Genomic DNA, 20,299 nt, shown 5'->3' with positions numbered 1-20,299 from the left:
CGCGCCGGCCGGTCAACCCGGCGCGGGCGAACGCCTCACCAGATCCGGACGCGCCGGTCCGGGTCGGTGTAGAGCCCGTCGTCCTCGGTCACCCCGAACGCCTCGTGGAACGTGTCGAGGTTCGTGACGACCGCGTTGCACCGCAGGTCCGGCGGCGAGTGCGGGTCGGTGGTGAGCCGCCGGATCGCCTCGGCGTCGCGGGTCACCGCCCGCCACACCTGCGCCCAGCCGAACAGCACCCGCTGCTCGCCGGTCAGGCCGTCGATCACCGGCGGCTCGGAGCCCTCGTGCGCGATGCCGTAGGCCTTCAGTGAGATCGTCAGGCCGCCCAGGTCGCCGATGTTCTCGCCGACCGTCAGTGAGCCGTTGACCTTGTGGTCGGGCAGGCCGGCCGGGGACAGGCCGTCGTACTGGTCGATCAGCATCTTCGCGCGGGACTCGAACTCGGTCCGGTCGGCGGCCTCCCACCAGTCGGTGAGGTTGCCGTCGCCGTCGTAGCGGGAACCCTGGTCGTCGAAGCCGTGCCCGATCTCGTGACCGATGACCGCGCCGATGCCGCCGTAGTTGGCGGCGTCGTCGGCGTCGGGGTCGAAGAACGGCGGCTGCAGGATCGCGGCCGGGAACACGATCTCGTTGAGCCGCGGGTGGTAGTAGGCGTTGACCGTCTGCGGGGTCATCAGCCACTCGTCGTGGTCGACGGGGCCGCCGAGCTTGGCGTACTCGAAGTCGTGGCGCCACTCCGCGGCCCGGCCCGCGTTGCCGAGCAGGTCGGCCGGGTCGATCTGCAGATCGGAGTAGTCCTTCCACTTCTCCGGGTAGCCGACCTTCGGGGTGAACTTGCCGAGCTTGTCCTGCGCCCGCTCCCGGGTCGCCGGGCTCATCCAGTCCAGGGTGGAGATCGACCGGCGGTAGGCCTCGACGATGTTGTCGACCAGCTCGGTGATGCGCTCCTTGGCGTGCGGCGGGAAGTGCCGCTCGACGTAGATCTTCGCGACTGCCTCGCCGAGCGCGCCCTCCACCAGTGACACCCCGCGCTTCCACCGCTCGCGCAGCTCCGGGGTGCCGGACAGGGTGCGGCCGAAGAAGTCGAAGTCGGCCTCGACCAGGTCGGCGGACAGGAACTCCGCGCACGACCCGGCGACGGTCAGCGCCAGCCACGCCTGCCACTGCTCCAGCGGGCGCCCGGCCCACAGCTCACCGGCCGCGGTGACGAAGCTCGGCTGGCGGACGATGACCTCGTCGTAGGCGTGCGCGGGCACCCCCAGCGCGGACTCCCACTCGGCCCAGTCGAAGCCCGGGGCGGCGGCGCGGAGCTCGTCGCGGGTCATCAGGGTGTAGGTCTTCTCGGCGTCCCGGTTGAGGACCCGGTCCCACGACGCGTCGGCGAGCGCGGTCTCCAGGTCCATGACCTGCTCGGCGACGCGCTCCGGCTCGGCCAGCCCGACCAGCTCGGCGAGACGCTGGAGGTGCTCGACGTACTTCGTGCGGATCTCCGGGTCGCCCTCATCGCCGTAGTACGACTCGTCGGGCAGTCCCAGCCCGGCCTGGTTGAGGTTCACCAGGTAGCGGGAGGAGTCCTTGAGGTCGGTCGCGATGAACTCGCCGAACAGCGCGGCGCGGCCCTCGCGCTGGCGCCGGCCGAGCACGGTCGCGAGCGCGGCCCGGTCGGTCGCGGCGTAGATCTCGTCGAGCAGCGGGCGCAGTGGCGCGGTCCCGAGCTCCTCGGCCCGCTCGACGTCCATGAAGGAGCGGTACAGGTCGCCGACCTTGCGGGCCTCGGTGCCGGGCTCCGCCGAGGACGCGCACTCCTCGACGATCTCGTGGACCTGGTCCTCGGCCCGGTCGCGCAGGACGCGGAACGCGCCGTCCTGCGAGCGGTCGTCCGGGATCTCGTGGGTCGCCAGCCACCGGCCGTTCACGTGGGCGAACAGGTCGTCCTGGGGGCGGACGTCCGGGTCGACCCAGCTGAGGTCGAGACCGGACGGTCGCGAGGTCGGGGCGGACTCGGTGGTCGTCATGGGGCCATCCTGCCTGTCGGAACCGACGGTTTCGAGCAGCCGACGCCGACACGCCCGCGCCGCCCGGTCCGCCGCGGAAGTGGGAGTGCTGCGGCGGTGATACCCGGAGGGCGATCCGGCAATCGTGATTCCGGCCGATTCCTCGGGCTGCGTCAGACAGGACGGATCAGACGCATGGTCCCGTCGGGGCGCGAGTCCATCGTGATGGTGTCGGCCTCCACGGAGGTTGGTAGCGCGACCTGTGGTGCCAACGCCGCGGACAGATGGGCGAACAGAGCCTGACTCCGACCGTTCTCGGCGGCCTCGTCGCTGGCGAATGCGGGCAGGAACCGGCCGGAGAAGGTGCTCGCCGTCAGCGGAGTCGAGGCCAGGCGGGTGAACAGCATCCGCATCCGGCGGACCTCCTCGGCGCGTGCCGCCAGATCGGCGTCGACAGTGGCTCGAAATGCCGCGAGCGGCGCGCCGGGGTTGCGCAGCTGGGCCTCGGTCGCGGTGAGGACGGTCCGGCGGCTGTCCAGAGCGATCGCCCGGTAGGCGGTGTGGACGGCCAGCCCGAACGAATCCCAGCCGAGTGAGCCGACGTTGCCCAGCTTCTCCCGCAGCGCCGAGCCGGACGTCGTTGCCGCGCACTCCCGGGCGACCTGCTCCCACCCGTCGAGGAGCGCCACGGAGCGGTTGCGGATGACCTGGAGGTCGCGCATCGCGGCGCCGAGCCCGACGCTCTCGGGAATGGACGCACCGTCGAGCAGCGCGGCGTGCGCGGTCTCGATCGTCTGCTCGGCCGTCCTGAGCTCGGCCTCGTCGTCGAGCTCCAGCCGCACGGCCAGCCGGTCGACGCCCTTCTTGACCTCGCCGAGGGTGCGGGTCTGCTCGTCGCCGCCCAGCATCTCCGCAGCGACGGTGAGTGCGAGCAGCCCGACGCCGACCGGGCTCATCGACTTCGCCAGCGCCGCCGGGTTCATCGGTAGGAGCCGGACCTGACCGGTGATGCGCCCGGCGCCGTTGGTCGTCATGGCGCGGTACCCGCCGCTGACGGCCTCCATCAGCGAGTCGGTGCTGCCGCTGGGCATCTGCAGGATGAAGCGCTGACCGGTGGCGGTAACGGCCTGTCCCGTGCCGGCGACCGCCTTAGCCACGCCGTCGGCCAGCGCGCTCGTCGCGCGTAGGGGCTTGCGCCAGTCCGTGCCCGTCCCCGGGCTGGGCTCGGACCGCAGGATCGCACCCTCTCCGCGGGCCAGGAGCTCCCACGGGTCGCTCGCGGTCGAGTCCCCCAGTGGGAGGACGACGGCGGTCGGCTGGGACGATCCGGCGCTGCTCATATCCGGTAAACGGTCGCAGCCGTCCGGGGCAACGCGTCCCTCCGGGTGGTCGCGCGGACCGGAGCGCGCGGCACGCGTGTAGAACCGGCGGTGATGACCGACATGTGGGACGACCTGTACGAACCCCCCGACGCCGCCGACGTCCTCGGGGACCTCCACGAGCTCGCGACGAGCGTCTTCGACCTCTGCTACGACGGCTCCGAGCCGGAGTGGGCGGCCTGGGCCTGGTCGATCCTCACCCGCGCCGGCCTGGCCGCCGCCGGCACCGAGTACGAGCGCGGCGAGCTGGTCCTGCGGCTGCTCGCGCTGAACATGTTCCACCGCGAGTTCTGCGCCCGCGCCCTCGACCTGGGCGTGCCGGGGGAGTGGGACGTCGACCCCGACCGCGTGCTGGGCGACCACCCGCGCCTGCACCCGGTCCTGCTCGGGATCATCGCGGAGCGGCGCAGCCTGGACCTCGCCGACTCCACCGACCCGGGGGACCTGGACTTCGACGTGTCGGTCGCCGCGACCGCGCTCGACGCGCTGGTGCGTTCGGAGTACCGGCGGGTGGTGCCGCTGCTGGTGAAGATGGCCGGCCCGGCGGATCTGGCCGCGTCGGTGTGGGCGTCCACCCGGGAAGGGGCGCGGTTCCCGCTGTCCGACACCGTGGTACGGGAGCTGACCGTCGCCCTCACCCCGGCCGGGCACGCCGCGCTCGAGTGGGTCCGGGGCGGCGCACGCCGGAGTTGACCGGACAGGACTCCGCCGGGTGGACCCCGGCTTGTCGGCCACCGGAGCCGGCGCGCACCATCGCGGTGTGACGATCAACTTCGACGCGCCGGTCACCCGGCCCCGCACCACTCCCGCCATCGATCTGCTGGAGGGCGAGCGCCTGCTCGCCCGTCTGCCGGGCGACGGGCCGGACCGGAGCGGCGCGCGGTACGAGGCGTTCACCGTCACCCCGCTCGGGCGCACCCTGGGCGCCGAGATCACCGGGATCGACCTGCGGGAGCAGGTCGACGAGCAGCTGCGCGCCGAGCTGCACCGGGCACTGCTGGAATGGAAGGTGCTGTTCTTCCCCGGCCAGCACCTGACCAGCGAGCGGCAACGCGAGCTCGCCCTGCTCTGGGGCGACCTGGAGACCAACCCGATGCTCGACACCGGTGACTCCGCCGACGTCGTCCGCTTCGGCACCGGGAAGCGCACCTACGAGAACATCTGGCACGCCGACACCACGTTCCGCACCGCACCGGCGATGGGCGCCATGCTGCGGATGGTGCAGACGCCGCCGTTCGGCGGGGACACGATGTGGGCCGACATGGCCGTCGCCTACGACAACCTCACCGACGAGGTGACGGCCCGCATCGACGACGCGTCCGCCGTGCACGACATGGTGCCCGGGTTCGCGCGCTTCCTGGACCCGGAGCGGCTGGCCGCGGTGCAGGACCTCTTCCCGCCGGTGACCCACCCCGTCGTCCGGACCCACCCGGAGACCGGGCGGCGCACGCTGTACGTGAACGCGTCGTTCACCACGGCGATCGTCGGGCTGCCCCGCGAGGAGTCCGACGCGCTGCTGCGGCACCTGTTCGCGCAGGCCCACGTGCCCGAGTTCCAGGTCCGTTACCGCTGGTCCGAGGGCACCCTCGCGTTCTGGGACAACCGGGCCACCCAGCACTACGCCGTCGGCGACTACCACCCGCACACGCGGGTCGCCGAGCGTGTCGCGATCGCGGGTGACCGACCCTTCTGAGGGCCGGTCACCCGAGTTCGAGTTGCCGAACACGGGGGCCCCTCGATACTGGGAGGAGGCGGTCCACCAGAGCGGCCGCCACCGCGAACCGGTCGGTCCCGGCGTGTCCACACGCAGCAGGATCGGCGCCTCCCACGAGCGTCCGTACGCGCATCCCGCCCCGCCGCCACCACCCGCGGCGGGGCGTGCGCCGGCATGCTCCGACCGCGAAGGAGCACCCCCGTGCCCGCGATCCTGTTCGGCTCCATCTCCACCCTCGTCGACACCTCCGAGCTGCAGCGCGAGGCGTTCAACGAGGCCTTCTCCCGGCACGGCCTCGACTGGCACTGGGACCGCGACGACTACCTCGCCATGCTGGAGTCCAACGGCGGCGCCCAGCGCATCGCCGAGCACGCCGCGTCCACCGGTGAGACCGTCGACGCCGACGCCGTGCACGCCACCAAGTCCGAGGTCTTCCGGGAGAAGCTGCGGGAGTCCGGCGGGACCCCGCGCCCCGGCGTCCGCGAGACCATCAAGGCCGCGCACGGCCGCGGGGTCACCGTCGGGCTGGTCACGACGACCTCCCGCGACAACGTCGACGCCGTCCTCGACGCGCTCGGACCGGACGTGACGCGCACGGACTTCGCGCTGCTCATCGACCGCGCGGTCGTGTCCGCGCCCAAGCCCGACCCCGCGGCGTACACGCACGCGATCGCCGCGCTCGGCGAGACCGCCGACAGCGTCGTCGCCATCGAGGACAACGTCGGTGGCGTCGCCTCGGCGAACGGTGCGGGTGTGCGCGTCGTCGCCTTCCCGAACGCCAACACCGCGGGTCACGACTTCTCCCAGGCCACCGAGCGCGTCGAGTCGCTCGACGACGGTGCGCTGCTGGCCGGCGTCACCCGCTGACGCCCGGCGGCGCCACCCCGCTCCACCCTCCGCACGGCCCGACGGGCCCGGTCGCTCCGACCGGGCCCGGCACGGGCGTGCCCACGAGTCCCATGCCCCGCCCCGGATCGACCTGATCGGAGACCAGAGGACATGAGCAATCCCCAGGCAGCGCAGACCCTGCCGCCGAGCCCGACGCTGACCACGACCGACACCGCGTTCCGGGTCGAGAGCTGGGAGCGGATCGAGTTCACCCTCTCCTACGTCGACGGCGCCTTCGCGCCGGAGAACACGCATGTCGCGGACCTGTACCGGGACCGGGGCCGCTGCCTGATGGTCGTCGACGAGACGGTGCACGAGCTCTACGGCGACCGCATCCGCGCCTACTTCGACCATCACGGCATCGCGCTGACCACCGTCCCGCTGACGATCGCCGAGACCGCGAAGAGCCTGCGGACGCTGGAGAGGATCGTCGACGCGTTCGCCGAGTTCGGGCTGAACCGCACCGAGCCGCCGCTCGTCGTCGGGGGTGGGCTGACCACCGACGTCGCCGGGTTCGCCTGCGCGTCCTACAAGCGGGGCACCCCCTACATCCGCATCCCCACCACGCTGATCGGCCTGATCGACGCCAGCGTCGCGATGAAGGTCGCGGTCAACCACGGCAAGCACAAGAACCGGCTCGGCGCGTTCCACGCCTCGCACGACGTGCTGCTGGACTTCTCGTTCCTGGCGACGCTGCCCGAGGCGCAGGTCCGCAACGGCGTCGCCGAGATGATCAAGATCGCGACGGTGGCGAACGCCGACCTCTTCGACCTGTTGGAGAAGTACGGCGAGGACCTGCTGGCCACCGGGTTCGGGCACCGGGACGGCACGCCGGAGCTGCGCGAGATCTCCCACCGCGCCACCCACGACGCCGTCCGCACCATGCTCGAGCTGGAGCACCGCAACCTGCACGAGCTCGACCTCGACCGGGTCATCGCCTTCGGCCACACCTGGAGCCCCACCCTGGAGCTGGCGCCGGAGACGCCGATGCTGCACGGGCACGCGATCAGTGTCGACATGGCGTTCTCCGCGACCCTCGCCGAGCGGCGCGGCTACATCTCGACCGGTGAGCGGGACCGCGTCCACCGGCTGTTCAGCGGGCTCGGGCTCACCGTCGACAGCCCGTACCTCACCCCGGAGCTGCTGACCGAGGCCACCGAGTCGATCACCCAGACCCGGGCCGGGCTGCTGCGCGCGGCGGTGCCGAAGCCGATCGGCACCTGCCACTTCGTCAACGACGCCACCCCCGCGGAGCTGACCGCGGCCCTGGCCGCGCACAAGGAGGTCGTCGCCGACCTGCCGACGGCGGCGGGCGGGGTGGACATGTGGTCGCTGAAGTGACCGGCGCACCGACCCGGCCCGCCCGCCCGGTCACACCGACGACGATCCTCGCCGAGCTGCTCGACGACCTCGTCACCCGCGCCGGGCCGGGCGCCGACGCCGACCTCGTCCGGGCCCGGGACCTGGCCGCGGGCCTGGACCCCTACCTCGACGAGCACACCTCGCCGGCGTCGTCGGCACTGGTCGAGCTGGAGGCGCGCACCCGGTCCGCGGCGTGGACCGGGACCCTGGAGCAGGAGATGCTGTCCGGTCACGTCGAGGGCCGGTTCCTGGCGTTCCTCGTCGGGATGACCGGCGCCCGGCGGGTCCTCGAGGTCGGCATGTTCACCGGCTACTCGGCGCTCGCGATGGCCGAGGCCCTGCCCGAGGACGGCGAGCTGGTCGCCTGCGAGCTCGACGCCGACGTGGCGGCGTTCGCGCGGGACTGCTTCGCCGCGTCCCCGGCGGGACGCCGGATCCGGGTCGAGGTCGGCCCGGCCGCCGACGCCCTGGAACGGCTGCGGGGCACCGCGTTCGACCTGGTGTTCGTCGACGCCGACAAGGCCGGTTACGCCGGGTACCTCGACACCGTCCTCGACGGCGGTCTGCTCGCCCCGGGCGGGGTGGTCTGCGTCGACAACACGCTGATGCAGGGCCTGCCCTGGACCGGGGACCGGACGGCGAACGGCGACGCCATCGCCGCGTTCAACCGCCGGATCACCGACGACCCCCGCGTGGAACAGGTGCTGGTGCCGCTGCGCGACGGGCTGACCCTGATCCGACGGTCCGCATGAGCCGCACCACCGCCCTGAGGGGCCGGGCCCGTTCGTCGGGCCCGGCCCCGGCGCGGCTCGCCTCGGGCGTCGTCGCGCTCGCCGCCGCCGGGCTCGCCGGGCGTGCGCTGGGCACCGGCCGCGACGGCGCCCCGCGCGAGGGCACGGCGGCGACCCGGGTCCGTACCGCGGGCACCCTCGCCCTGCTCACCGCCGCCCTGCCCGCCGACCTGGCGATCACCGGCGTCGCCGCGCTGGCCGGGCTCCTGCGCCGACGTGAGCGGGCCCGGCCGCACCGGCCGCTGACCGTGCTGCTCAGCGGCGGGAAGATGACCAAGGCGCTGGAGCTGGCACGGGCCTTCCACCGTGCCGGCCACCGGGTCGTGCTCGTCGAGCAGGCCCGCTACCGCTTCACCGGGCACCGGTTCTCCCGGGCGGTCGACGCGTTCCACGTCGTCCCCGCCCCGGACGCGCCGGGCTACGCCCACGCGCTCGCCGACATCGCCCGCCGGGAGGGGGCCGACGTGTACGTGCCGGTGTGCAGCCCCGTCGCGAGCTGGTACGACGCCGACGCCAAGCGGCTGCTCGAACCGTTCTGCGCGGTCGTGCACCCCGACGCCGACGTCGTCGCGATGCTCGACGACAAGCACCGGTTCACCGCGACCGCCGCCGGGTTCGGCCTGCCGGTGCCCGCGGCGCGGCGCATCACCGACCCGGCGCAGGTCGTCGACCACGACTTCGCCGCCACCCCGGGGCGCACCTGGATCCTCAAGTCGCTGCGCTACGACCCGGTGCGCCGCCGCGACCTGACCCGGCTGCCGCGCCCGACCCGCGCCGAGACCGCGGCGTTCGTGGCGACCCTGCCGATCTCACCGGACAACCCCTGGATCCTGCAGGAGTTCGTCGAGGGCACCGAGTACTGCACCCACGCCACCGTCCGCGACGGCGAGGTCCGCCTGTACTGCTGCTGTCCGTCGTCGAGCTTCCTCCTCAACTACGACCACGTCGACCACCCGGCGATCGAGGACTGGGTGCGGCGGTTCTGCGGCGAGCTGGGGGTGACCGGGCAGCTGTCGTTCGACTTCATCGAGGCACCCGGCGGCCGGGTCCTGGCCATCGAGTGCAACCCGCGCACCCACTCCGCGATCACCCTGTTCCACGACCAGCAGGGCGTCGCCGCGGCCTACCTCGACGCCGGTGCCGGCACACTCGTGCCGGCACCGGCGACCCGGCCGACCTACTGGCTGCACCACGAGCTGGGCCGGCTCCTCGGCGACCCCGGGTCGTGGCGGGAACGGCTGCGGATCGTGCGCGACGGACGGGAGGCGCTGCTCGACGTGCACGACCCGTTGCCGTTCCTGCTGGTCCCGCACCTGCAGATCGCCTCGCTGCTGCTGGGCAACCTGCTGCGCGGACGGCCGTGGGTGACCGTCGACGTGAACATCGGCAAGCTCGTCGAACCGGCGGGGGACTGAACCGTGCTGCGTGTCCTGCACCTCGTCGGCTCGGGCGTCGACGAGTTCTTCTGCGACCTGTCCCGGCTCTACGCCGCGGACTGCCTCGCCGCGACCGCCGACCCGGCGCGCTACGAGTTCGTCGTCGCGTACGTGACGCCGCAGGGCTGGCGGTTCCCGGCCGGGCTCGACCCGGAGCAGATCGCCGCCGCGCCACTGCGGACCCTCCCCGAGGCGGTCGCCGAGATCGCCCGGGCGGAGGTGGACGTGATGGTGCCGCAGATGTTCTGCCGGCCCGGGATGACCCACCACCGGGCGCTGTTCGAGCTCCTCGGGATCGGCTATGTCGGCAACACCCCGGAGGTCATGGCGCTGGGCGCGGACAAGGCCCTGGCCCGCGCGGTCGTCGCGGAGGGCGGGGTCGCCGTCCCGGCGGGGGAGACGGTGCGCGCCGGGCAGGCGCCGACGGTCCGGCCGCCCGCCGTCGTCAAGCCGGCGGACACCGACAACTCGGTCGGCGTCACCCTCGTCCACGACCCGGACGGGTTCGAGGTGGCGGTGAAGGCCGCCCTGGTCCACGGCGACCGCGCCCTGGTCGAGGAGTTCGTGCCGCTGGGCCGCGAGGTCCGGTGCGCGGTGGTGGAGCGCGACGGCGGCCTGGTCGGCCTGCCGCTGGAGGAGTACCGGATGGACGCGGTCGACAAGCCGGTCCGCCTGGCCGACGACAAGCTCGCCCGCACCGGCGACGGCGACCTGCGCCTGGTCGCGAAGGACGCCCGGTCCTGGATCGTCGACGCAGGCGACCCGGTCACCCGGCCGGTGCAGGACGCCGCCCGCGCGGCGTTCCGCGCCCTGGGCTGCCGCGACTACGGGCTGTTCGACTTCCGCATCGACCCCGACGGCCGGCCCTGGTTCCTGGAGGCCGGGCTGTACTGCTCGTTCGCCCGCACCTCGGTGGTCGTCACGATGGCCGAGGCCGCGGGGATCGGCGTCGACGACCTGTTCGCCGACGCCGTCACCCGCGCCGCCGCCCGCACCACCGCCCCGCCCGGCTCCGACCGCTGATCCGGCTCCCGCCGCCGGTGGGTCGCGCCGTCGCACCCCGGAGGTGGCCCGCGCACCCTCCGCGGCGGGTGCGGCGACCGCGTCCGGGGTGCGCGGCGGGAGCTCAGCGGGCGGCGCGGGGCCGGAGGTGCTCGCGCACCATGCCGCGGTGCATGACCCGGTCCCCGACGACGCCGGAGTGGTCGGCGCGGTGCAGCACGCAGGCGTTGTCCCAGATCACGACGTCGCCCGGTGCCCACCGGTGGTCCAGCACGTTGTCCGGCCGCGTCGAGTGCTCGATCAGCTCCCGCACGGTCGCCGCGGACTCCTCGGTGTCCATCCCGCCGACCTCGGCGCAGCGGGCCGCGGTCGACAGGTAGAGCGCGGTCCGGCCGGTGCGCGGGTGCGGGCGGAACACCGGGTGCCAGGCCTCGGTCTCGGTACCGGCGTCGTCGGGGGACAGCCCGGTGACGACGTGGCGGATGCTGCGGCCGTCGAGCCGGGTCCGCAGCGGCTCCGGGAGCGTCTCGTAGGCGCGGTACTGGTTGGAGAACTGCGTCGCGCCGCCCCGGGCGGGGACGGTCACCGCCCGCAGCGCGGTGTAGGCGGGCGGGGCCGCGACGTAGCTGGTGTCGACGTGGAACGAGCTGCGCGGCGGGGTGTCGCGGCCGACGTTGGAGATCACGTTGAGGTCCGGGTGGGTCTCCAGCGGCGTCTCACCGGTGGTGAACGCCAGCGGGCCGAGACCGCGGAGGAAGGCGAGGAAGCCGTCGTCGCCGACGTCGTCCTGACCGGGCAGGACGAGGACGCCGTGCTCGGCGAGCAGCGCCCCGAGCGCGTCCGGGTCGAGGTCGGGCAGGGACGTCCCGGTGACGCGGGCGCCGACCGGGTGCAGGGCCTCGATGTCCATCACCCGAGTGTGCGGGCGCCCGCGGTCACCCGCGCGCCGGACGCGGGGCCTGCCCCGGGGGCGGACACGGGCCGGACGCCGGGGTCAGGACGCCGTGCGGCCCCACCGGCGGCGACGCGGGCGGTCGGCGGGCTCGTCCTCCATCGGGGCGGCGATCGCGAGCCGCCCGACCTGCTCGTTGAGGACCTTGAGGTGTACCCGGACGTCGTCGTGGGTCGGGTCCAGCACCGCCTGCTCGGCGATCTCCGCGGCCTGGTCGACCGACTGCTTCAGCGACGCCTTGGCCTTGTTCAACCGGGCGGCGATCCGCTTCGCCGGCGGCTCGGTGAGCCGGAACCGTGCCGGCTCGATCGAGTCGCCGACGGCGGCCAGGCGCTGCACCGCCTCCAGCTCGGAGTCCAGCCGCTTGCCGATCTCGGTGAGCCACGTCCGCACCTGCATCGCCGAGATCACCGTGGTGATCCGGTGGAAGCGCTGCACCTGCTCGGTGCACTCGGCCACGTAGGTCCGCCAGTACCGCGAGAGCGGTGCGGGTGACGGCTCGGATCCGGGTCGCAGGAGTGACACGTGCGCAGGCTACCGGTGATCACGACGAGGTCGCCGTGGGTCACGGGATGCGCCCGTCCGTCGCCAGCACCGGCGCGTCGGCGGTCACGGTGTCGGGGTAGATCAGGCCGCTGCCGGTGTTCAGCACGACGACCGTCTCCGACCCGTCGAGCCACCCCGACTCCCGCAGCCGGCCCGCCGCGGCCACGCAGGCCGCGCCCTCCGGGCAGATCCAGGTGCCCTCGTCGCGGGCGAGGGCGTGCTCGGCGGCGAGCAGCTCGTCGTCGGAGACGGCGACGGCGGTCCCGCCGGTGTCGTACACGGCGTCGAGGACGAGGAAGTCGCCCAGCGCCTTGGGCACGGTGATCCCGAACGCGACCGTGTGCGGATCGTCCGGGGCCGTCGACTCGCGCAGCCCGGCCTCGAACGCGTCGACGATCGGCGCGCAGCCGGTGGCCTGCACCGCGACCAGCCGGGGCAGCGGGCCGGAGATCCAGCCGAGTTCCCGCATCTCCGCCAGGGCCTTGTGGATCGCGATGATCCCGACGCCGCCGCCGGTGGGGTAGAGGATGACGTCCGGGCAGCGCCAGCCGAGCTGCTCGACGATCTCGTAGCCCATCGTCTTCTTGCCCTCGATGCGGTAGGGCTCGCGCAGCGTCGAGGTGTCCTGGTACCCCGCCCCGACGGAGTTGCGGCGGGCGACGGCGTCGGCCACGAGCTTCCCGGCGTCGCCGATCAGGCCGTCGACCAGGTACAGCTCCCCGCCGGAGACGACGACCTCGCGCCGGGTGATCTCCGGGGCGTCGACCGGCATCGCGATCAGCGCACCGAGCCCGGCGCGCGCGGCGTAACAGGCCCAGGCGGCACCGGCGTTGCCGTTGGTGGGCATCGCGACCGCCCGGACCCCGAGCTCGGCGGCCCGGGACACCCCGACGGCGGCGCCCCGCGCCTTGAACGCCCCGGTCGGGACCAGTCCCTCGTCCTTCATCCGCAGGCCGGGCAGCCCGAGGCGGGCACCGGCTCGGGGGAGCGGGAGCAGCGGGGTCATGCCCTCGCCCATCGTCACCACGTGCGCGGGGTCCCGCACGGGCAGCACCTCGTGGTAGCGCCACAGGTCCGGCGGGCGGGCGGCGATGTCGGCCGGGGTCACCAGCGTGCCGGCCCGGTCGAGGTCGTAGCGGGCGAGCAGCGGGGCGCCGGAGGCCGAGGTGCCCTGCACCGTGTCGGCGTCGAGGACCTCGCCGGTACGGGAGCACTCCAGATGGGACAGCGTCGAGAACTCGGGCACGGGTCCAGCTGATCTCCCGCCGTGCCGCGGCGCAACCGGAGGGGTGACGGCGGCGCGGGCAGGAGCAGGTCGCCACGACTACGCCGTTGCGACGATCCTGTTAGCCTCGGGAACGCAAGCGTGAAAGTTCAACAACTGAGAGGAACCCATGCGACCGCTCCCCGCGCCGCTCTCCGACACCGCACTCCTGCTCGTCCGGCTGCTCGTCGGCGTCGTCCTCGTCGCCCACGGCCTGCAGAAGCTCTCGGGTGGTGTCGGCGGGGTCGCGTCGAGCTTCGCCGGCATGGGCATCCCGCTGCCCACGGTCTCCGCGCTGTTCGTCATCGCGGCCGAGCTCGGGGGCGGTCTGCTGCTGATCGCCGGTGCCGCGACGACCGTGGCGGGGCTGGTCGTCGTCGTCGCGATGGCGGGGGCCTACCTCTTCGCGCACGTGGGCCTGAACCCGTTCGTCGACTCGGGCGGCTGGGAGCTGGTCGGCGTGATCGCCGCCGGTGGACTCGCGCTGGCCGCGACCGGACCGGGCCGGTTCTCCGTCGACGCGCTCGTCGCCGGACGCGGTCGCACGCCCGCCCGGCACGCGGTGGGTGTGTCCGCGGGGGAGTAGTACCCGCCCGCACGGGGGATCCCTCCGCATGCCCGAGGGACACACCGTGCACCGGCTCGCGCGGCTGCAGCGCCGCCGCTACGCCGGACGGCCGGTGGCCGTCTCCAGTCCGCAGCGCCGGTTCACCACCGGCGCCGAGATCGTCGACGGGCGGGTGCTGGTCGACGTGCAGGCCCACGGCAAGCACCTGTTCCAGCACTACGGGCCGGACACCACCGTGCACGTCCACCTCGGACTGTGGGGCCGGTTCCCGAACCGGACGCTCCCCCAGGAGCCGCCCCGCGGCCAGGTCAGGATGCGGATGGTCGGCGAGACGCACTACGCCGACCTGCGCGGCCCGGCCGCCTGCGAGCTGCTGGACGACGTGGGCGTGAAGGAGCTGCGGGCCCGCCTCGGCGAGGACCCGTTGCGCGACGACGCGGACCCGGCGCGTGTCCGGGAGCGGTTCGCCCGCTCCCGTGTCCCGCTGGCCGCCCTGCTCATGGACCAGTCGGTGATCGCGGGCATCGGCAACGTCTTCCGCGCCGAGACGCTGTTCCGCACCGGACTGGATCCGATGACCCCGGCCCGTGACCTCGACGACCGGTCCTTCGCCCTGCTCTGGGACGACCTGACCGAGATGCTCCGCGACGGCGAGCGGCGCGGCCGGATCGAGACGCTGCGCCCCGAGCACGACCCGGCCCTGCTGGCGCCCCCCGACCGCGGCGCGGTCTGCGCCAGCGTCGTCTACGCCTACCGCCGTACCGGACAGCCCTGCCTGGTCTGCGGCGCCCTGATCGCGCACGCCGAGGTCCGCACGCGGAACCTGTTCTGGTGCCCCGGTTGCCAGGCCGGAGGCAGCGCCCGGCCGCTCACCGAACGGTGACGATGGATGTCCGATCTGTCCTGTACCGGGCGGTAGCGGTACCGTTGACGTCATGCTGTCGACCGGTCCCGCTCGTCCGGAAGCGGGGCGTCGGCCGATCATCCGCTGGGACGCCGCGCTGTCCGGAGCCGCGCTGGCCGCGACCGGGATGCTCGTCGCACTGGGCGTGTTCGGCGCCGTCTTCCTCGTCGCGTTCCTCGACTACTGCCCGCCGCGGACGTGCAGCTCCTCGGCGGTGCTCGTCTCGGTCGGCGGGTCGCTGGTGGTCGCGGCCGCCGCCGGTGTCGCCGGGCTCGCCATGACCGTCCTGCGCATCGTCGAACGGCGCCCTGCCTGGCCCTTCGCGGTGGTCACCCTCGCCGTGACCGGTTCCGCCGTCGCCTTCGGCGCGGTCCACTACGCGAGCGCGATCGGATACTGAACCATTCAGGGTTCGATTCCCAGAATGCGTGCCCCGAGCCGGGTCTCGCGGCCGGAGCCGTTGCACGCACCGCAGTTCCGCCAGGACTTCGTGGCGAGTGCGCCGTAGTGTCGCGGGCTGCCCTTGCAGCGCCCGCACCGGGTGAGGGGATGCAGGTAGAGCGACCCGATATAGAGGACGAGGGCCACCGCGCCGAGGATCACCAGAATGGTCGTCCCACTCGCCCCGTCCTGTTCCTCGGCCGCAGACAGCAGGAATTGCGTCATTCTCGTCGCCCCCGATGAATGGAGCGCGCGACCCCCTGTCGCCGCCCCGGCCACCGAGATTACGTCGCCGTTTCCGGAATCCTTGACCGGTTCATCACTGTTGATGATCGCCGGCCCGGTCGGCTGCATCGGCCGCCGGAACCCGTAGCGCCGTCCGGCGGAAGCCGAGCACGATCGCGGCGGACATCAGCATCATCACCGCGACCACCCACATCCCGGCGCGGGAGTCGCCGGTCAGGTCCTTCAGCCACCCCGCGACGAACGGCCCGGCGAACCCGGACAGGTTGCCGAAGGAGTTGATCAACCCGATCCCGGCGGCCGCCCCGGCACCGGTGAGGAACGCGTTCGGCAGCGCCCAGAACGGCGGGATGGCGGCGAAGACCCCGATCGCGCAGACGGTCACGCACGCCATGACCAGCAGCGGTGAGTCCATGTACAGCGCGCCCGCGATCGCGACCGCCCCGACGAGGGCCGGGACGGCCACGTGCAGCCCCCGCTCGCCGCTGCGGTCGGAGTGCCGGGCCCACAGCACCATCGTCACCGACGCGATCGCGTACGGCACCGCGGTGATCAGACCGACCTCGACCAGCGAGTAGTCGGCGCCGAACTGCTGCTCGAACCCGGCGACGATCTGGGGCAGGAAGAACGCCAGCACGTAGAGCCCGAACACGATCCCGAAGTAGACCACCGAGAGGGCCACCACCCGGCCGTCGCGCAGGGCGGCGGCGACGCCGCGGTCCTGCCCGGCCGCCGCCGCGTCTTCGGCGGCGATCCGCTCCTCCAGCGCGACCGCCTGGTCGGCGGGCAGCCACCGGGCCCGGGTCGGGCGGTCCGGCAGCAGCCACAGCACCGCGATCCCCAGCAGTACCGCCGGGATGCCCTCGACGAAGAACATGAAGCGCCAGCCGGCGTCGAAGCCCAGGGCGCCGTCGCCGACCGAGATCAGCCACGTCGACAGCGGCCCACCGACCACCGAGGACAGCGGCACAGCCAGGAAGAACAGCGCGACGATCCGTGCCCGCTCGACCCTCGGGAACCAGTAGGTCAGGTACAGGATGATGCCGGGGAAGAAGCCGGCCTCGGCGATGCCGAGCAGCACCCGCACTACGTAGAAGCCGATCTCGCCCTGGATGAACGCCGTCGACGACGCGACGATGCCCCAGGTCACCATGATCCGGGCGATCCAGATCCGGGCGCCGACCCGGTGCAGGATCACGTTGGACGGGACCTCGAAGAAGAAGTACCCGATGAAGAACAGCCCGGCGCCCAGGCCGTAGGCGGCCGCGGACAGGCCCAGGTCGGCGTTCATCGTCAGCGACGCGAACCCGACGTTGACCCGGTCGATGTAGTTCAGCAGATAGGCCAGGGCGAGCAGCGGGATGAGCCGCTTCGTCGCCGTCCGTACGGCCGTCGAGACCAGCACGCCTTCCCCCTCCGTTGCGGTGCGCACGCCCGCGCAGTCTCTCCGCCGGAAGGTCAGTCCTTCAACCAGGCGTAGGCGGTGTGCCGGGAGACACCGAGCGCCGCCGCCATCGCGCTGACCTCGCAGCCGGCCTCGCGCCCGGCGCGCAGCAGCGCGCGGCGACGTTCGCGCGGCGCGTCCGCCGCCGCCCGCAGCTCCTCCAGCACGGCCGCGGACTCGGCGGATCCCCGGCGGCGGCCCACCCCGGGCCGGGAGAACGCGCGGACGGCGTCGGCGTCCCAGACCTTGCGGCCGCCCGGGCCGGGGTCGGGCAGCGGGGCCGGCGCCTGGCCGCGGGAGACGTAGGAGTTCCAGGTGCCCACCTGCACGCCCCAGTGGGCGGCGCACTCGACGCTGGTCCAGGTCGTCACGAGGGCCGAGCCTGCCACGGCGCGCCGGGTGCGTCGCCGTCGGACGATGCGTCGATCGTGGTAAGCCGTTGTCGACGGACCGCCGGGGTCATCACACGTGATGATCAGGTCGTCACGGTCGGCGCCGGTCGAACCGGACGAGGTGTACCGGCGCGATCCTGCGCGCGCCTACGGCCGCAGCGCGGTGACCACCCAGCGCAGCGACGTCCGGTCGGTACAGGTGGCGAGCAGCTCGGCCTGCTCGGCGCTCCCGGCGTCGCGGCGACGGGCGTCGAACAGGTCCTCGACCAGGCCGGGCACGTCGCGGTGCTCCCCGGGCAGCGGCTCGTCGCCACCGGGCAGTCCGAGGCGGGCGACGACCAGGCGCAGCGTGCGGTGCCCGATCAGTCGCATACCCGGGGACAGCAGCGCGGAGTTCCGCGGAGGAGTGGTGCCGGCGGCGGTCTCCTGCCCGGGCAGCGGCACCGCACCGGGCGGCGTGCCGGGCAGGCTCACCGCGGACACGGCGATCACACCGCCGTCGAGCATGGCCCAGGCGTCGATCGCGGGACGGTGCGTCTCGCGCCCCGACGCGGTGGCCAGCCCCTGGTCGGCCAGCCACCGGCGTAGTCGCGGCCGCAGGTCCCAGCGCACGTCGAACACGCCCTCGGCCAGGTCGGACGGGGTGAACACCTCGTCCCACCGCGGGCCGCCGGACGCCCCGTTCCCGACACCCGTCTCGGGCTGGATCGCCATCTTCGTCCCCCGACCCGGGGCACGCGCGTTCCCGGGAGATCAGGATAGGACGGTCCGGACGGGCGCACAGGCTGGTGCACACGGCCGTACCCACAGGTGTGATGACACGACCGACGCGGCGGTGAACGGCGTCGCCGACACGCCGATCAGCAGGCGATGTCACAGTGTGTGAGCGGATATGCCGGTGTCTGCGTGACAGATGACACGATCGAGCGAGCCCGCCGCAGGCGGTAACGAGGCAGGATGAGTCGAGCGATCCACAAGTGACGGCGACGTGGAGGCGACATGGACGGGCAGTTCGACAGGGTTCCGGCGGTGCACCCGGGGATGATCCCCGCGGCACGGCGCTCGGTGGAGAACCTGCCGTCCGGACGAGGTGTGGTCGACGGCGAGCGGGGCCGCGTGCTGGCCCGCTACGCGCGGCTGATGCGGTCCGGCCGGCCGGAGGTCTGCCTCCCCGGGCGGCGCGAGATCGAGGACCGCGAGCGGTTCGGCGCCTCCGCTACCGGCAGCGACGGCAAGGTCATCTACCCGGACCGGGACGCGGCCGAGAGCGCCGCCCGTGAGCTGGAGGCCCTCGGCGGGCGCCCGCAGCGGGCCTACCTGTGCCGGCGGTCCCGCCGCGGGCACTACCACCTGACCACCGACGCCGTCGCCCAGCGCCGTCGCGGCCCGGCGGAGCTCATCCCGCAGCCGCGCCGCGGCGACTGACCCGACCCGACATCCGACGACCCCCGGTGCCCGCGGCACCGGGGGTCGTCGCGCGTCCGGGGCCGGTTCCCCACGGATGTCACACCGATGTGATGCGCGGCACACGCTGATCGTCTAGCGTGGGGTGTGTCGGCGGTCACGTCACGGTCGAGCCGACGTTCCCACCACCACGCATCGGAGGGCCCCGTGAACCCGCACCTGCTGGAGGAGCGCGTCGCCACCGTCAACGGCGGCCGCGATCTCGCCGACCCCGCCCGTGCCCGGCTGCGCGCCCACAAGGCCACCGCGGACGCCTGCCGTCGGCGCGCCGCCGAGCGCCGCGCCGAGCTGGAGCGCGTCCTCTCCGGAGGCACCACCGGTGACGCCCTGGACCTCATGTTGGAGCTCGACGCCCTCGAGCGGGTGCAGGACCGCATCGACAACCGGCTCTCCGAGCTGTGCGACGCGCTCACCGAGCCGCGCACCCCGCGCTACGGCGACGCCCAGCCCGTGTAGCCCCGCCCCGCGGCCCGTGTGGATCACCCGCGCCCGTGGTTCGATGACCGGCGGACACCGCCGTCGGACCACGAGGGAGAGCACACGTGCGTGCAGTGCAGGTCAGCGAGCTGGACGGGCCGTCCGCGGTCCGTGTCGCGGAGGTCGAGCCGCCGGTCCGCGGTGACGGCGAGGTTCTGATCGACGTCGCCGCGGCCGGGGTGAACTTCCCGGACGTCCTGCTGACCAAGGGGATGTACCAGTACAAGCCGGAGCCGCCGTTCACCCTCGGCTCCGAGTGCGCCGGCACGGTGCGCGAGGCGGGCCCGGACAGCCGGTTCGCCGCCGGGGACCGGGTCGTCGCGTTCACCATGTCCGGGGTGTTCGCCGAGACCGTCTCCGCTCCGGAGCAGCACGTCTTCCCGCTGCCCGACGAGGTGGAGTTCGCGGCGGGCGCCTGCCTGCCGATGAACTACCTGACCGCGCACTTCACCCTCGACACCCGCGGTGGCCTGCGGGCGGGGGAGACGGTGCTCGTCCAGGGCGCGGCCGGGGGCATCGGGACCGCGGTGATCCAGCTGGCCGCCGCGATGGGGGCCACCGTCATCGGCGTCACCTCCACCGAGGCCAAGGCCGAGGTCGCCCGGCGCGCGGGTGCTGCCCACACCGTCGGCGTCGACGGGTTCAAGGACGCGGTCAACGGCCTGACCGGCGGTGCGGGAGTCGACATGGTCGTCGACCCGGTCGGCGGGGACCGCTTCACCGACTCGGTGCGCTGCCTCGGCCCGCTCGGCCGTCTCATGGTCGTCGGATTCACCGCGGGGGACATCCCGACGGTGAAGGTGAACCGGCTGCTGCTGAACAACGTCGACGTCCGCGGGGTCGGCTGGGGTGCCTACGCGCTGGGACGCCCGGACTTCATCCGCTCGGAGTGGGACGCCCTGCTCCCGCACCTGCGTTCCGGCGCGCTCGACCCGCTGATCAGCGAGCGCTTCGGTCTCGACGACGCCGCGACCGCCCTGTCGCGCATCGACGACCGCACCGTCACGGGCAAGGTCGTGCTCCTGACCTGAGCCG

General features: G+C 73.5%; 22 protein-coding genes. 13 read left to right on the top strand and 9 right to left on the bottom strand.

Annotated elements, in window-relative coordinates; translation table 11 throughout:
- Positions 1-35: 35 nt before the first annotated feature.
- Both ATL51_RS07265 and ATL51_RS07260 read right to left on the bottom strand, forming a co-directional pair.
- Positions 36-2,018 carry a M13 family metallopeptidase gene (locus ATL51_RS07265; protein ID WP_100878101.1) on the bottom strand — a complete coding sequence of 661 codons (1,983 nt, stop codon included), beginning with the start codon at positions 2,016-2,018 and terminating at the stop codon, positions 36-38.
- A gap of 152 nt (positions 2,019-2,170) precedes the next feature.
- Positions 2,171-3,337 (bottom strand): hypothetical protein, encoded by a 1,167-nt coding sequence (locus ATL51_RS07260; RefSeq protein ID WP_100878100.1) that lies wholly within the window; start codon positions 3,335-3,337, stop codon positions 2,171-2,173.
- A gap of 93 nt (positions 3,338-3,430) precedes the next feature.
- On the opposite strand from ATL51_RS07260, the gene ATL51_RS07255 reads away from it, so the two are divergent.
- The 7 genes from ATL51_RS07255 (at position 3,431) to ATL51_RS07225 (ending at position 10,590) form a co-directional block, all read left to right on the top strand.
- On the top strand, positions 3,431-4,069 hold the full coding sequence (locus tag ATL51_RS07255) for a hypothetical protein (protein WP_100878099.1): 639 nt from the start codon (positions 3,431-3,433) through the stop codon (positions 4,067-4,069).
- A 67-nt stretch (positions 4,070-4,136) separates the two neighbouring features.
- Entirely contained in the window at positions 4,137-5,069 is a 933-nt protein-coding gene (locus tag ATL51_RS07250; protein WP_208622937.1) for a TauD/TfdA dioxygenase family protein, read from the top strand.
- A 222-nt stretch (positions 5,070-5,291) separates the two neighbouring features.
- Complete coding sequence (locus tag ATL51_RS07245) at positions 5,292-5,957, top strand: HAD family hydrolase (RefSeq protein ID WP_100878098.1); 666 nt, start codon at positions 5,292-5,294, stop codon at positions 5,955-5,957.
- Positions 5,958-6,089: 132 nt separating this feature from the next.
- Positions 6,090-7,319 carry a sedoheptulose 7-phosphate cyclase gene (locus ATL51_RS07240; RefSeq protein WP_100878097.1) on the top strand — a complete coding sequence of 410 codons (1,230 nt, stop codon included), beginning with the start codon at positions 6,090-6,092 and terminating at the stop codon, positions 7,317-7,319.
- Entirely contained in the window at positions 7,316-8,092 is a 777-nt protein-coding gene (locus tag ATL51_RS07235; RefSeq protein ID WP_073574223.1) for an O-methyltransferase, read from the top strand. Before ATL51_RS07240 ends, ATL51_RS07235 begins: the two co-directional genes overlap by 4 nt.
- The gene (locus ATL51_RS07230; protein ID WP_301548928.1) at positions 8,089-9,546 is read left to right on the top strand and encodes an ATP-grasp domain-containing protein; all 1,458 of its coding nucleotides are present in this window, start codon (positions 8,089-8,091) and stop codon (positions 9,544-9,546) included. Before ATL51_RS07235 ends, ATL51_RS07230 begins: the two co-directional genes overlap by 4 nt.
- A 3-nt stretch (positions 9,547-9,549) precedes the next feature.
- Positions 9,550-10,590: a D-alanine--D-alanine ligase family protein gene (locus ATL51_RS07225; RefSeq protein ID WP_100878096.1), complete on the top strand. Its 1,041-nt coding sequence runs from the start codon at positions 9,550-9,552 to the stop codon at positions 10,588-10,590.
- 103 nt (positions 10,591-10,693) lie between these two features.
- On the opposite strand, the gene ATL51_RS07220 is transcribed toward ATL51_RS07225, so the two are convergent.
- The 3 genes from ATL51_RS07220 to ATL51_RS07210 all read right to left on the bottom strand — a co-directional run bounded on the left by ATL51_RS07220 (position 10,694) and on the right by ATL51_RS07210 (position 13,313).
- Positions 10,694-11,479: a TauD/TfdA dioxygenase family protein gene (locus ATL51_RS07220; RefSeq protein ID WP_100878095.1), complete on the bottom strand. Its 786-nt coding sequence runs from the start codon at positions 11,477-11,479 to the stop codon at positions 10,694-10,696.
- 84 nt (positions 11,480-11,563) lie between these two features.
- Entirely contained in the window at positions 11,564-12,046 is a 483-nt protein-coding gene (locus tag ATL51_RS07215; RefSeq protein WP_062396040.1) for a hypothetical protein, read from the bottom strand.
- 40 nt (positions 12,047-12,086) lie between these two features.
- Positions 12,087-13,313, bottom strand: a complete 1,227-nt coding sequence (locus tag ATL51_RS07210) for a threonine synthase (protein ID WP_100878094.1) — start codon at positions 13,311-13,313, stop codon at positions 12,087-12,089.
- 148 nt (positions 13,314-13,461) lie between these two features.
- Between ATL51_RS07210 and ATL51_RS07205 the strand changes: the two genes are divergently transcribed.
- Genes ATL51_RS07205 through ATL51_RS07195 form a run of 3 tightly spaced genes read left to right on the top strand, consistent with a single transcriptional unit; the run spans position 13,462 to position 15,203 of the window.
- A complete protein-coding gene (locus ATL51_RS07205) occupies positions 13,462-13,917 on the top strand; it encodes a DoxX family protein (protein ID WP_100878093.1) in 456 nt (151 codons plus the stop codon).
- Between the two features lie 28 nt (positions 13,918-13,945).
- Positions 13,946-14,782 (top strand): Fpg/Nei family DNA glycosylase, encoded by an 837-nt coding sequence (locus tag ATL51_RS07200; protein WP_100878092.1) that lies wholly within the window; start codon positions 13,946-13,948, stop codon positions 14,780-14,782.
- Between the two features lie 52 nt (positions 14,783-14,834).
- Complete coding sequence (locus ATL51_RS07195; protein ID WP_100878091.1) at positions 14,835-15,203, top strand: hypothetical protein; 369 nt, start codon at positions 14,835-14,837, stop codon at positions 15,201-15,203.
- A 5-nt stretch (positions 15,204-15,208) separates the two neighbouring features.
- Here the strand turns inward: ATL51_RS07195 and ATL51_RS07190 are convergent, their stop codons facing one another.
- The 4 genes from ATL51_RS07190 to ATL51_RS07175 all read right to left on the bottom strand — a co-directional run bounded on the left by ATL51_RS07190 (position 15,209) and on the right by ATL51_RS07175 (position 18,037).
- A complete protein-coding gene (locus tag ATL51_RS07190; RefSeq protein ID WP_073574215.1) occupies positions 15,209-15,469 on the bottom strand; it encodes a hypothetical protein in 261 nt (86 codons plus the stop codon).
- A gap of 94 nt (positions 15,470-15,563) precedes the next feature.
- Complete coding sequence (locus ATL51_RS07185) at positions 15,564-16,919, bottom strand: MFS transporter (protein ID WP_301548927.1); 1,356 nt, start codon at positions 16,917-16,919, stop codon at positions 15,564-15,566.
- Positions 16,920-16,945: 26 nt separating this feature from the next.
- Positions 16,946-17,302 (bottom strand): hypothetical protein, encoded by a 357-nt coding sequence (locus tag ATL51_RS07180; protein ID WP_100880543.1) that lies wholly within the window; start codon positions 17,300-17,302, stop codon positions 16,946-16,948.
- Positions 17,303-17,470: 168 nt separating this feature from the next.
- Positions 17,471-18,037: a hypothetical protein gene (locus ATL51_RS07175; RefSeq protein WP_100878089.1), complete on the bottom strand. Its 567-nt coding sequence runs from the start codon at positions 18,035-18,037 to the stop codon at positions 17,471-17,473.
- 285 nt (positions 18,038-18,322) lie between these two features.
- On the opposite strand from ATL51_RS07175, the gene ATL51_RS07170 reads away from it, so the two are divergent.
- The 3 genes from ATL51_RS07170 to ATL51_RS07160 all read left to right on the top strand — a co-directional run bounded on the left by ATL51_RS07170 (position 18,323) and on the right by ATL51_RS07160 (position 20,295).
- Complete coding sequence (locus ATL51_RS07170) at positions 18,323-18,748, top strand: hypothetical protein (RefSeq protein ID WP_100878088.1); 426 nt, start codon at positions 18,323-18,325, stop codon at positions 18,746-18,748.
- Positions 18,749-18,934: 186 nt separating this feature from the next.
- A complete protein-coding gene (locus tag ATL51_RS07165) occupies positions 18,935-19,243 on the top strand; it encodes a hypothetical protein (protein ID WP_073574211.1) in 309 nt (102 codons plus the stop codon).
- Positions 19,244-19,329: 86 nt separating this feature from the next.
- Positions 19,330-20,295, top strand: coding sequence for an NADPH:quinone oxidoreductase family protein (locus ATL51_RS07160; protein WP_100878087.1), 966 nt, complete (start codon positions 19,330-19,332; stop codon positions 20,293-20,295).
- Positions 20,296-20,299: the final 4 nt, after the last annotated feature.

Origin of the sequence: Pseudonocardia alni (genome assembly GCF_002813375.1) — a bacterium.
GTDB lineage: Bacteria > Actinomycetota > Actinomycetes > Mycobacteriales > Pseudonocardiaceae > Pseudonocardia > Pseudonocardia alni.
The sequence above is the reverse complement of the archived record's forward strand: the minus strand, read 5'-3'. Positions and strand labels throughout refer to the sequence as shown.

What these genes read in the sequence shown, in the direction of transcription:
- ATL51_RS07205 (WP_100878093.1), top strand. Translation starts at nt 13,462, where the DNA reads ATGCGACCGCTCCCCGCGCCGCTCTCCGACACCGCACTCCTGCTCGTC.
- ATL51_RS07200 (WP_100878092.1), top strand. Translation starts at nt 13,946, where the DNA reads ATGCCCGAGGGACACACCGTGCACCGGCTCGCGCGGCTGCAGCGCCGC.
- ATL51_RS07255 (WP_100878099.1), top strand. Translation starts at nt 3,431, where the DNA reads ATGACCGACATGTGGGACGACCTGTACGAACCCCCCGACGCCGCCGAC.
- ATL51_RS07240 (WP_100878097.1), top strand. Translation starts at nt 6,090, where the DNA reads ATGAGCAATCCCCAGGCAGCGCAGACCCTGCCGCCGAGCCCGACGCTG.
- ATL51_RS07265 (WP_100878101.1), bottom strand. Translation starts at nt 2,018, where the DNA reads ATGACGACCACCGAGTCCGCCCCGACCTCGCGACCGTCCGGTCTCGAC.
- ATL51_RS07170 (WP_100878088.1), top strand. Translation starts at nt 18,323, where the DNA reads ATGGACGGGCAGTTCGACAGGGTTCCGGCGGTGCACCCGGGGATGATC.
- ATL51_RS07175 (WP_100878089.1), bottom strand. Translation starts at nt 18,037, where the DNA reads ATGGCGATCCAGCCCGAGACGGGTGTCGGGAACGGGGCGTCCGGCGGC.
- ATL51_RS07220 (WP_100878095.1), bottom strand. Translation starts at nt 11,479, where the DNA reads ATGGACATCGAGGCCCTGCACCCGGTCGGCGCCCGCGTCACCGGGACG.
- ATL51_RS07230 (WP_301548928.1), top strand. Translation starts at nt 8,089, where the DNA reads ATGAGCCGCACCACCGCCCTGAGGGGCCGGGCCCGTTCGTCGGGCCCG.
- ATL51_RS07260 (WP_100878100.1), bottom strand. Translation starts at nt 3,337, where the DNA reads ATGAGCAGCGCCGGATCGTCCCAGCCGACCGCCGTCGTCCTCCCACTG.
- ATL51_RS07190 (WP_073574215.1), bottom strand. Translation starts at nt 15,469, where the DNA reads ATGACGCAATTCCTGCTGTCTGCGGCCGAGGAACAGGACGGGGCGAGT.
- ATL51_RS07195 (WP_100878091.1), top strand. Translation starts at nt 14,835, where the DNA reads ATGCTGTCGACCGGTCCCGCTCGTCCGGAAGCGGGGCGTCGGCCGATC.